The sequence below is a fragment of the Roseateles sp. genome (assembly GCF_031397715.1).
In the GTDB taxonomy this organism is placed as follows: domain Bacteria; phylum Pseudomonadota; class Gammaproteobacteria; order Burkholderiales; family Burkholderiaceae_C; genus Paucibacter_A.
Window position 1 is genome coordinate 1 of record NZ_JANNMI010000336.1, and the last position, 11534, is coordinate 11534.

Sequence of the window (11534 nt, forward strand, 5' to 3'; positions counted from 1 at the left end):
GGCAGCAGCGTGGTGTCCCAATCGATCGCGGCCAAGGCCAATAGCGCGGCGCCGAAACCGCACCACACCAGCGTGCTCGGCTGCGCACCAAAGCGCCAGGACAGCGCGGCGAACAGCAGGCCGCAGCTCAGCTCAATCAAGGGGTAACGAGCCGAGATCGCGGCCTTGCAGGCCGAGCATTTGCCGCCCAGCCGCAACCAGCCCAGCAGAGGCAAGTTCTCATGCCAAGCCAGTTGATGGCCGCATTTGGGGCAGCGCGAGCGGGGCAGGGCGAGGCCCAAGGCCGGCAGCTTCTCCAAGCGCTCGCTCAAGGCATTGGCGGCGGCGGCGAGCTTGTCGGCGTCGGCCTTGGGCAGCGTGCTGGCGCGGCTGAGTTCGGTCGCATCGCCCAGTTGAGCGGCCGCGTCACCCAGCCATTGGCGCTCAAGTATCAGCGGCGTGCGGTGGACCACCACATTGAGAAAGCTGCCTATGCACAGGCCAAGCAAGCCCAAGACCCAGGGCGAGAGGAGGAATTCGAAGTCATGCATGGGCGGCTAAACGACCTGTCCGAGTTTGAAGATGGGCAGGTACATCGCGACCACGATGCCGCCGATGATGGTGCCCAGGATGACGATGATGAAGGGCTCCATCAAACTGGCCAAGGCATTCACCGCTTCGTCGACTTCGTCCTCGTAGAACTCGGCCGACTTGGCCAGCATATGGTCGAGCGAGCCTGACTCTTCGCCGATGGCGGCCATCTGCAAGACCATGCTGGGGAAGATGCCGGTGGCCTGCATCGAGGTCGTCAAGGCGGTGCCGGTCGACACGTCACGCTGGATTTTTTCGGTCGCCTCGGAAAAGACCGCGTTGCCGGCCGCACCGCCGACCGAGTCCAGCGCTTCCACCAGCGGCACGCCGGCGGCGAACATGGTGGACAGCGTGCGAGTCCAGCGTGCCACCGCCGATTTGTAAAGCAGATCGCCGAACACCGGGATTTTCAGCAAGATCCGGTCCATCGTGGCCTGCATCTTGACCGAGCGCTTCCAGGACTGGAAGAAGAAATACAGCCCGCCGCCGAGGCCGCCGAAGATCGCCCACCAATACGAGACGAAGAATTCCGACATCGCGATCACGATCAGGGTCGGCGTCGGCAGGGTCGCGCCGAAAGAGCTGAAGACCTCCTTGAAGGACGGCACCACAAAGATCATGATGACGGCCACCACCACAAACGCCACCGACAGCACGGCGATCGGGTAGGTCAGCGCCGACTTGATTTTGTTGCGCAGCGCCATGGTTTTTTCTTGGTAGACGGCCAGGCGATCCAGCAGCGACTCCAAGATACCGGCCGCCTCGCCGGCCTCGACCAGATTGCAATACAGCGCATCGAAGTGCAGCGGATGCTTGCGCAGCGCGGTCGACAAACTGGTGCCGGTTTCGACGTCTTGGCGGATGTCATTCAATAGGCGAGTCAGCTTGGGGTTGGTGCTGCCGCGCCCGACGATCTCGAATGACTGCAAGAGCGGCACACCCGCCCGCATCATGGTGGCGAGTTGACGGGTGAAGACGGCGATGTCTTTTTGTTTGACTGCCTTGCCGCCACTGGTGCGGCGTTTTTTGACCTTGGTGACCAAGATGCCTTGGCGGCGCAGCGTGGCGCTGACCATGGCCTCGCCGCCAGCCCGGATCTCGCCCCGTACGATCTTGCCGTTACGGTCCTTGCCCTCCCACTCGAACGTGGTTTCGTTAACCGGCTTGGGTTTTGTCGCCATATCCATCCACTCCTGGGCTTAATTTATTCATTGGTGGCCGCCAGCACTTCTTCCAATGTTGTTACGCCCGATTTCACCTTGACCAGTCCGAACTGGCGCAAGTCACGCACGCCCTCGACCTTGGCTTGCACCGCAATGTCCATCGCCGAGCCCTCGGCCAGGATGATGCGCTGAATTGGCTCGGTAATTGGCATCACTTGGTAAAGTCCTACGCGCCCCCGGTAACCGCTGTTACAACTTGAACAGCCGACCGCGCGATATTGCTTCCAGCTGCCGTCCAGCTCTTCTTCCAGGAAGCCGGCCCGCAGCAGCGCTTCGCGCGGGTATTCGGCCGGCGCCTTGCAGTTCTCGCACAGCCGCCGCACCAAGCGCTGGGCGGTGATCAGCAACACGCTGGAGGCGATATTGAACGGTGCCACGCCCATGTTCAAGAGCCGGGTCAGTGTCTTGGGGGCGTCATTGGTGTGCAGCGTCGACATCACCATATGGCCGGTTTGCGCGGCCTTGATGGCGATGTCGGCCGTCTCCAGATCGCGGATCTCGCCGACCATGATGATGTCCGGATCCTGGCGCAAAAATGACTTCAGCGCGGCCGAAAAAGTCAGCCCCGCCTTGTCGTTCACATTGACCTGGTTGATGCCGGGCAGGTTGATTTCGGCCGGGTCTTCGACGGTCGAAATATTGACGCCGGGCTGGTTGAGGATGTTCAAGCAGGTGTAGAGCGACACCGTCTTGCCCGAGCCGGTCGGCCCCGTCACCAGCACCATGCCGTAAGGGCGCGAGATGCAAGCGAGCAAGCGCTCTTTCTCGATCTTCTCGTAGCCCAGCGCCTCAATACCTAACTTCGCAGATGAGGGGTCAAGAATCCGGATCACGATCTTCTCGCCGAACAGCGTCGGCAAGGTGCTGATGCGGAAGTCGATTGACTTGGCGCCGAACTTCAGCTTCATGCGGCCGTCTTGCGGCACCCGGCGCTCGGCAATGTCTAACCTTGAAAGCACCTTGATGCGCGAGGCCAGTTTGTCTTTGATGGCGATCGGCGGCTGGGTGATTTCGCGCAGCTCACCGTCGACCCGAAAGCGCACCCGGTAGTGATATTCATAGGGCTCGAAGTGCAGGTCCGAGGCGCGCATATTGATCGCGTCGACCAGCATCTTTTGCAAAAAGCGCACCACCGGCGCGTCCTCCACATCGCCCTGCTCGGCCGTTTCCGGGGCCGGTGCGGCCTCGCCCTCGTCGATGTCAAAGTCAAAGTCGCCGCCGGCCATCGATTCCAGCGTCTCGCTGGCGCTGCTGCCCGCACCGGCCAGCATCTTGGCCAGCTTGTCGTGCTCGACGATGATCCATTCGGGGGCCAACTGGGTGGCGAACTTGATCCGCTCGACCACCTCCTGGTCGGTCGGGTCGGCGCCGCCGATGAACAGCCGGCTGCCGCGCCGCCCCAGCACCACCACCTGATACTGCAAGGCCAGCTTGCCGTCGATGATGTTGTGCGGCATGCGCTGCGGGTCCATCGCATGCAGATCCAGCAGCGGCAAGGCCAGCGCGGTCGACAGCGTGTGCGCGAGGTCAACCGAGGAGACCACGCCGGCGGCAATCACCGAGTTGACGAAACTGATCTTCTTCTCGCGCGCCTGGCGTTCCAAGTCCTCGGCCACCTTGGGTGCCAGCTTGCCCGCATGTACCAACATGCGGGCCACGCCCGAGAGGGCAGACTGGGGTGGTTCGGCCAGGGTGGCATCCATGGATGGGGCGCTTCAATCTAAAAATGTTTGCATTTCACACTGTAATGCGCCGGGCAGCGGCACGCAGCGGGCAAGTGTGTCCAAGCGCACGATTAGGCCAGCACATCCTGGGTCTTGGACGCCCAAACAACCAGGGATTTGCCCGCTTGGAGCGTCGATCAAGGCCGCTTGCCTGGCCGGCCCGCTGCTGCGCCACACCGTCAAAGCGCAAACGCCCAGCTCCCAACTGCTGCTCCAAGGCCACGGCAAGCCCGGGCGCATCAGGTTCGCTGCATGAGTGGAGCTTGCAGCCTCGGCAAACTCAGGCGCACCGTGGTGCCTTGGCCGGGTTCGCTGCTCAAGCTCATCTGGCCGCCAAGCAGGTCGATGATTTCCCTGACGATGCTCATGCCCAGGCCGGTGCCGAGCACGCTGCCGGATTTATCGGCGCGGTAAAAACGCTCGCTGACATGCGACAGCTGCTCCGCCGTCATGCCTATGCCTTGATCCTGCACGTCGATGCAAACAAACCCGCTGTCTTCGGCCGGGTCGGCAAACACCCGCACCCTGACCTCGCCGCCGTCGGGCGAGTATTTGTAGGCGTTGGAGAGCAGATTGCGCAGCACCTGCTGCAGCTTCTTGCGGTCCACATGGACTTGCACCTGCGGCAATGCAAAAGTCAGCCGCGGTGCGTTGCGCTCGGCCGGCGGCGGGTAGTCCTGCACCACCTCATCCACCAGGCTGTTGAGCTCGCAGCGCTCAAGCTCGAAGTCTTTGCCTCGGCGCGCTTCGATGCGGGCCAGATCGAGCAACTCATTGAGGATGGCGATCATCGCCTCGCACTGGCGGTAGATCCGCGCAAGCATCAGTTTTTGCTGCTCGGGCGACACCTCACGCGTCATCAACAGTTCGGTGAAGCCGTAGATGCTGGCCATCGGCGTGCGCAGCTCGTGCGCCGCCGTGGACAAAAACTCGCTCTTCATTTGCTCCACTTCGACCTGATGCGTGACATCGCTGAGCTGCAGCAGTTGCGAAACATTTTGGCCCTGACTTTGCCCTTGCCCGCCTTCGTGCAGGCTCAACTCCAGCACCCGGCGAGTCGGCCGCGCCAGCTCAAGGCGCTGCTTGCCCTGGCGCAGCTGAGCAAACTCCAGTCGCCGGGCGTCAGGCGGGCAATTGGCGGTCAGTTGCTGCATCAAATCATCTTCATGCAAGCCCAGCCCGGTGCCGGCGGCCAGGCCCGCCAAGCGGGTGAATGCTGGGCTGATGTAACGCGTTACGCGCTGAGCATCAAAATACACAAAGCCGTCCGGGCTGAGCGCAAAAATGGTCGCGAGTTGTTCACCACGCTCACGCAGGCTGGCCAGCAAGGTTTGCACCAATTGCAGCACGGCGCTGATATCTTCATCGCTGCTGATCTGCACGCCGGCAGCGGGTGCCTGCAGCATATTGCGCAGCGTTTGCAAAGCGCTGGCGCGCTCGCGCAGCTCACTCTGCAAGCGGTCTTCCAGCGCTTGCTGCTCAGTGATGTCCCGAAAAGCCAGCACATAGCCGGCGACGAGGCCGTCCGCGCCGCTGATCAGGGATACGCTCAGGTCCAACACTTGGTAGCGCGTGGCCGACTGTGCATGGGCGGGGCGTACCCGCATCGCCCAGCTCTTGGCGGCGCTTGCATCGCGCGGCAGTGCTGCCGGCAGCTCGGGCAACAGGACTTGAATCGCTTGCCCCAATAGCGCCGACGCTTGCAAGCGCCCGAGCATCTCGGCCAAGACCGGATTGGCCAGCATGATCAGCCCCGCTGCGTCGGTGGTGGCGATGCCGTCGCCGATGGCCGCCAAAGTGACTGCCGCCCGCTCGCGCTCCAGCTGCAAGGAATGCGCCGCTTGATTCAGCACCTCAAAGGTCTTGCGGAACTCCAACGGCGCGTCCTCCGACAACATCGGGCTCAAGACCCCGCCCGCCACTTGTATTTGTTCACCGAAGGCCTGGATCTGGCCCAAATTCCCTAACCAATGTTTCAAGGGCCACCAGACGAGGCCTAAGCTGGCCAGCAAACTTAAGGCCGCCAAGCTCAGCGCGAAGGCGGTTTGCTGCCAAAAATCGCTGGCAATTTGCTCGCTGTTGAAATGCAGGCGCAGCACGCCATAGTCTTTGCCGCCGGCAATGATGTTGAGGTTGAGCTCACCGAGCTGGGCGTCAATGGCGCGCGCAAGCCAGGCCGGTGCCCGCGAGACCGGCGCCGCATGGCCGCGCCGCTCAAGCCGCCCGCCCTTGATGTCAATGAACAGCGCGGCGCCGATATCGGCATGCTTGGCGCTGCGCTCCAAGGCGCGCTCAATCGTCTCGTAGTCACCAATCACCGCGGCATCGCTGACCATCGGCCCGAGCAGGCTGCTCAAGGTGGCGGCCGAATCTAGTGCGCTGGTGATGCTGTTGGTGTAGCTGCGTGAGGCGTACCAGCCCATCGCGCCACCCATGAAAATCAGCATCGACACCAGATAAAGCAGGAATACCCGGGCGATCAAACTGTGGGGCAGCAAACGGCTGAGCAGCATGGCGACGGATCAAGCCTGACGCAGTTCGTGGCCTAGCGCAGTGGCGCCGGCGCCGTCAGGTAGAACTTGCGATAGGCGGCGTACTCGCTGCCGTCGGAGCTGATGAAGTAGGCCTCCTCGGTCAGGCCAATATGCTTGGAGGCCGCGTGCAAAATGGCTTGGCCCTTGGGATCTTTGTGCATGCCGGCAAAGGCCTTGGCCACCGCCTGAACGTCTTTCTCGGGCACCTTGGCCGCGGCCATCAAGGCCAGGTCGTGCAGGGGCTCCGATCGCCACAGTACGCGGAACTTCTTGCCCTCGCGACGGGCGTAGTTGTCGGCCAGCTGAGAGTTGACGCCGGCTGCCGCCACCCGGCCGCTGAACAGCTGGGCCAAGGCGCTATCGGTATTGCCGGCGAACACAAGCTCGGTATCGACTTTTTGGTTCAACAACTGGGCGTAAGGCAACTTGTAGGACACAAAGGCCTCAGGCCCGGGGTAGACCACGTCTTTGCCGCGGAGTTGGGCCAGGTCGGTGATGGTGGAGTCAGCCGGCACGATCAGCAGGCCATGGATGGGCGGCGTCAAGCGGCGCCCGAAGACCTTCCAGCCGAGTCTGTCGCGCTCAGGGCTGAACAGATGATTGCTGAAAACAAACTCCACCTCTTGCGCCAACACATAGGCCGTGGTGTCGGCCGAAGTGCGGCCGATTTTGAGCACCAGCTTGACGCCGCTCTTTTCCGATACATAGGCGACGATGGGGTTCCAGTAATCGGCCGACAGGGCGATGCTGGCTTGGTTGACCGGCGAGAAACGGTAGACCGTCTCTTCAGCGGCCTGCGCGGGCGTGCCTAACCAGGGCAGGGCCAAGCTGATGGCCACGCCCACTGCCAAAGAAGAAACCAAGCGTTTGGCGGCGGAAAAAACAGCGTTCGTATGCATGCGACTTGGCTCCGGTCGGGTTCTAATTTTTTTGACGGTGCGCACGCGGACCCAGATTGCGCGGTGTGGCCGCGATTGATCCCTGGTTTTCGGCCCGACTCTGCGCAAACTTTAGCCGGGTGAAAAGAGCGCGTCCTTTCGGTGCAATTTGACCGATGTGGAGCCTGTCGGATGGCACCAGCGCCCTCAACTTCAGGCATTATTCGCGCCAATGGCTATTCGGTTCGGGGCGCGACTATGAAGAAGATTTTGATCGTTGAAGACCAGGACGAAATCCGCGAGCTGATCCGGGTGACCTTGGAGTTTGACGACTACGAAATCGACGAGGCGCCCAACGGCGACATCGGCCTGGCCAAGGCCGGCCGCTTCTTGCCGGACCTGATCTTGCTGGATGTGATGATGCCCGGCGGGCTCAACGGCTTGCAGGTCTGCGCCAGAGTCAAGGCCGACCCGGTGATGCGCGAAGCCAAGGTGATTTTGTTGACCGCGCGCGGGCAAGAGAGCGACCGCCAAGCCGGCTTGGCTGCAGGCGCCGATGAGTACTTGATCAAACCCTTCAGCCCGCTGGAGCTGATGAAGGTGATTGACAAGGTGCTGGCCTGAAATTCAAGCCTGAAACTTAAGCGCCCAGCAGGGTAGTTCTGGGTGCCATACCGCTCAATTTAAGCAGCGCCGCGGCCATCTCCGACAAGGCCACCACATGCTGAGCGGCACCCAGCTCGAACGCGGCCTTGGGCATGCCGTAGACCACGCAGCTGGCCTCGTCTTGGGCCAGCGTCATGGCCCCCGCCTTGCGCATCTCCAGCAGGCCGCGTGCGCCGTCGTCGCCCATGCCGGTGAAGATCGCGCCGATGGCATTGCGGCCGGCGCAATGCGCGACCGACTTGAACAAGATGTCGACCGAGGGCTTGTGATGGTTGACCAGCGGCCCGTCGCGCACCTCCACCACATACTGTGCACCGCTGCGCTTGAGCTGCATATGCCGGCCACCCGGCGCCACCAGCACACGGCCGTTGATCACCCGGTCGCCGTCCTTGGCTTCCAGCACCTCCAGATCGGTGACCCGCTTGAGTCGCTCGGCAAAGGAGTGGGTGAACTTTTCAGGCATGTGTTGCACCAGCACGATGCCCGGGCAGGTGCGCGGCAACTGCTTGAGTACCGCCTCGATGGTCTGCACGCCGCCGGTGGAGCTGCCGAAGGCGATCACGCGGTCGGTGGTCTCGGCCATCGCCATGGCGTTGAGGGTCAGCACGGGCGAAGGCCGGTGCGTGCGCGCTGCGCTGGTCGCTTGTTGGGCCAGTTGACTCGGCAGGGCCCGCACATTGGCACGTGCCGCTGCCCGCACCGCGCCGACCAAACCGTTGCCCGGGTCTTCCAGAAAATCCCGCAGCCCCAGCTTGGGCTTGGTGACAAAGCCGACCGCGCCGGCCGCCAGCGCTTGCATGGTGGTTTCGCAGCCCGCCTCGGTCAGCGTTGAGCACATCACCACCGGCAGCGGGTGCTCGCTCATCACCCGCTTCAAGAACGTAATGCCGTCCATGCGCGGCATCTCGACATCCAGCACGATCACGTCCGGCCAGTCGGCCTCCAGCTTGGGCCAGGCAAACAGGGGGTCGCTGGCGGTGATGCTGACCCGAATGCCGGCCGCCTCCAACAAGCTGCTGAGGTGTTTGCGCACCACGGCCGAGTCGTCAATGATGGCCACCCGCAGTGGTGCGTTGATTGCTGTGCTCATTTGCGCGCTCCAGTCGAGCCCGGCGCCTGGCTGCGTTTGACGTCCACCCGGCCGCTGACCAGGTCAATCACCACGGTGCGCGGCACGTTGTCACCGACATCAACGCCTTGCAGCTGAAAGCCGTTTTCATCGATCAAGGCCCAGCCGCGCTCGATATTGCGCTCGCCGACATTGAACTTCATAGTCATGCCGTCGGGCATGGTGTCGGCCCCGCCGTAGAGGTGGGCGATGTAGTCGCTGGGCTTGGTGCCGGTGCGGGCAATGCCTTGCAGCAACAAGGCCACTGCCTCATCGCCATAACGACCATCCAGCGGGGACTGAGCGCGGCTCGCTCGGCTCGGCAGCAGGTAATGGCACATCCCGCCGAAACGCTTGAGTGGATGCCATAACGTGATGGCCACACAGGACCCGAGCAAGGTCTTGAGGGTGGCGGCCTGGCCGAAATGCCATTGCCCCGGCATCAGGTTGATGATTTGCGGGCTGCCACCTGGCAAAGCCGCAGGTCGGTTCGGCATCAACGGCTGGGGCATGGAAGAGGCGGAATTTGGCTTATGCATGTTGGTAGATCGCCGGCGCTATCGCCTTCAATGGCAGGGCCAGGGCGGCCAGTGATTCGGCATGCCCCGGGTACAGCACGCCGCCGGGCTTGAGGCGCTCGATCACACGGCTGACGATGGCGGTTTTTGCCGGCCCATCAAAATAGATCAGCACATTGCGCAAAAAGATCACATCAAACATCGGCAAGGTCGGCAGTGGCTGCATCAGGTTGGCGCATTGAAACTGGACTTTGGCGCGCAGCTCGCGCTGCACCAGGACTTGCCCCTCGTAAGGGCCGAAGCCTTGCAGGCAAAAGCGCTTCAAAAAGTCCATCGGCACATTGCGCGCCCGCTCCACTGAATAGAGGCCCTGGCGCGCGCTTTCCACCACGCTGGTGGACAGATCGGTGCCGCGGATGGACCAGGGCCGGCCGCCCTTGGTGAGGCCCAGCTTGTCGGCCAAGGTCATGGCGATGCTGTAGGCCTCTTCGCCGCTTGATGAGGCACCGCTCCAGACCAGGAACTCGGAGCCGTCGCGGTGCGCCTCGGCGCGTTTGGCCAGGTCCTCGAAGTGCTGCGGCTCGCGGAAGAAATAGGTCTCGTTGGTGGTCAGCTTGTCCACCACGCTGACCAGCATGGCTTCGGGCAGCTGGCCGCGCACCATCTTCTGCACAAAGACATTGATGTCGTCTTCGCCGGCGTCCACGCTGAGTTTTTGCAAACGGCTTTGCACCAGCGCGTGTTTGCTCTCGACCAGTTTGATGCCCGAGACGCGGTGAAACAGCCCGGTGATGGCGGTGAAAGATTCGGCGGAGAGTTGGCGCATCGATCAGCCCGTCTGCGCTTCGGCGATCAACGCGGACAGCGCGACCGGCGACAAGACCTGATCCAGATTGAGCAGCGCGGCATAGGCACCGGCAAGATTGACCATGCCGGCCAGAAACTCCGCCGCCACGCCCACGCCCAGGCTGGGCACCGCTTCGATGCGCTGGGTGTCGAAGTCCAGCACCTCGAACACCGCGTCCACCAACATGCCCGCGATCAGGCGGTCGAAGTCCTCGTCGCCCTTGGCCTCCACCACGATGATGGCGGAGCGTCGACCGATGGCGGTCGGCCCAAAGCCGAAGCGGGCGCCCAGGTCGATGACCGGCACCACCGCGCCGCGCAGATTCATCACACCGCGCACGAAGTCCGGGGTTTGCGGCAGCGGCGTCATGCGCCCCACTTCCAGAATTTCGCGCACCGCTTCAATCGGCACGACCAGCGTTTCTGGACCAACGGCCAAGCGCAGCAGCTGGCACATCGGGCCCGCAGCCGCTTGCTCGGCAATGCCGCCGCGCAGGCGATCGGCAGGGGCGTCACGGTTGGTTTTACTCATGCTCGGCCTCAATCAAAAGCGTTTGAAATGCGACTCATCAATCTCGCCGGCGGCAGGCTTGGTGGCCTTGCCGGCCGCACCGGGCCGGGTCTGGCCGCTCGCTGCCGACTTTGGGCTGCCCGCAGCCAAGCGTGCCGCGCGCTCTGGCGCCCTGTAGGCCTGTAGCTGCTTGGCGATGGACGGGCTGCGAGCCGGCGCAGGCGCGAGTGCCGCGCCGACGTGACGAGCAGGCATGTTGCCGACGTCGTCCGCTAATCTGAAGAAAGCCATTTGCTCCTGCAACTGCGCCGCCTGGGCCGACAGTTCTTCGGCCGTGGCCGACAGCTGCTCGGACGCCGAGGCGGTTTGCTGGGTCGCGGTGGACAGATGGTTCATGGCTGCATTGATCTGCGACACGCCCTCGGCCTGCTCGCTGGATGCGGCCGAAATCTCCTGCACTAACTCTGAGGTTTTTTGAATCGAGGGCACCATATTGCTGAGCAAGCTGCCGGCCTTTTCGGCCATCTGCACACTGGTGCCGGCCAAGCTGCCGATCTCCTGCGCGGCCACCTGGCTGCGCTCGGCCAGCTTGCGCACCTCCGCCGCCACCACGGCAAAGCCCTTGCCATGCTCGCCCGCTCGGGCCGCTTCGATGGCCGCATTCAAGGCCAGCAAATTGGTTTGATAGGCGATGTCGTCAATGATGGAAATCTTGGTGGCGATTTGCTTCATCGCCTCGACGGTCTGGTTGACCGCCTGCCCGCCGTCCATCGCTTCCTTGGCCGCCCGCGTGGCCATGGCGTCGGTCAGGTTGGCACTGTCGGAGTTTTGTTTGACCGAGGCCGCCATTTCCTGCAGTTGCGCGGTGGTCTGTTCGACACTGGCGGCTTGCTGTGAGGCCGAGTGCGACAAGCTCTGCGAGGTCTGCGAAACCTGATCCGACGCACCGCTGAGTT

At 63.0% G+C, this 11534-nt stretch carries 11 protein-coding genes; 1 reads left to right on the forward strand and 10 read right to left on the reverse strand.

All coding sequences use genetic code 11. From position 1 onward, the window contains the following. From RMO57_RS14715 to RMO57_RS14735, 5 genes are all read right to left on the reverse strand, one after another. On the reverse strand, window positions 1-530 hold a 530-nt coding region (locus tag RMO57_RS14715), incomplete at its 3' end, for a prepilin peptidase (RefSeq protein WP_310387855.1). 6 nt (window positions 531-536) lie between these two features. Further along, a complete protein-coding gene (locus RMO57_RS14720; RefSeq protein WP_310387857.1) occupies window positions 537-1751 on the reverse strand; it encodes a type II secretion system F family protein in 1215 nt (404 codons plus the stop codon). A gap of 23 nt (window positions 1752-1774) precedes the next feature. Next, window positions 1775-3496 carry a type IV-A pilus assembly ATPase PilB gene (gene pilB / locus RMO57_RS14725; protein WP_310387859.1) on the reverse strand — a complete coding sequence of 574 codons (1722 nt, stop codon included), beginning with the start codon at window positions 3494-3496 and terminating at the stop codon, window positions 1775-1777. Between the two features lie 260 nt (window positions 3497-3756). Continuing rightward, window positions 3757-6030: an ATP-binding protein gene (locus tag RMO57_RS14730; RefSeq protein WP_310387861.1), complete on the reverse strand. Its 2274-nt coding sequence runs from the start codon at window positions 6028-6030 to the stop codon at window positions 3757-3759. A 32-nt stretch (window positions 6031-6062) separates the two neighbouring features. Beyond that, the gene (locus RMO57_RS14735; RefSeq protein WP_310387863.1) at window positions 6063-6950 is read right to left on the reverse strand and encodes a phosphate/phosphite/phosphonate ABC transporter substrate-binding protein; all 888 of its coding nucleotides are present in this window, start codon (window positions 6948-6950) and stop codon (window positions 6063-6065) included. A 237-nt stretch (window positions 6951-7187) separates the two neighbouring features. Between RMO57_RS14735 and RMO57_RS14740 the strand changes: the two genes are divergently transcribed. Further along, window positions 7188-7553 (forward strand): response regulator, encoded by a 366-nt coding sequence (locus RMO57_RS14740; protein ID WP_310387864.1) that lies wholly within the window; start codon window positions 7188-7190, stop codon window positions 7551-7553. A gap of 16 nt (window positions 7554-7569) precedes the next feature. Here the strand turns inward: RMO57_RS14740 and RMO57_RS14745 are convergent, their stop codons facing one another. The 5 genes from RMO57_RS14745 to RMO57_RS14765 all read right to left on the reverse strand — a co-directional run. Continuing rightward, a complete protein-coding gene (locus tag RMO57_RS14745) occupies window positions 7570-8685 on the reverse strand; it encodes a chemotaxis response regulator protein-glutamate methylesterase (RefSeq protein ID WP_310387866.1) in 1116 nt (371 codons plus the stop codon). Continuing rightward, window positions 8682-9215: a chemotaxis protein CheD gene (locus tag RMO57_RS14750; RefSeq protein WP_310387868.1), complete on the reverse strand. Its 534-nt coding sequence runs from the start codon at window positions 9213-9215 to the stop codon at window positions 8682-8684. Before RMO57_RS14750 ends, RMO57_RS14745 begins: the two co-directional genes overlap by 4 nt. 19 nt (window positions 9216-9234) lie before the next feature. Next, window positions 9235-10047 carry a CheR family methyltransferase gene (locus tag RMO57_RS14755; RefSeq protein ID WP_310387870.1) on the reverse strand — a complete coding sequence of 271 codons (813 nt, stop codon included), beginning with the start codon at window positions 10045-10047 and terminating at the stop codon, window positions 9235-9237. 3 nt (window positions 10048-10050) lie between these two features. Further along, entirely contained in the window at window positions 10051-10599 is a 549-nt protein-coding gene (locus RMO57_RS14760) for a chemotaxis protein CheW (protein WP_310387872.1), read from the reverse strand. Window positions 10600-10611: 12 nt separating this feature from the next. Beyond that, window positions 10612-11534: methyl-accepting chemotaxis protein (locus RMO57_RS14765; RefSeq protein WP_310387874.1), on the reverse strand; the 923-nt coding region annotated here is incomplete at its 5' end.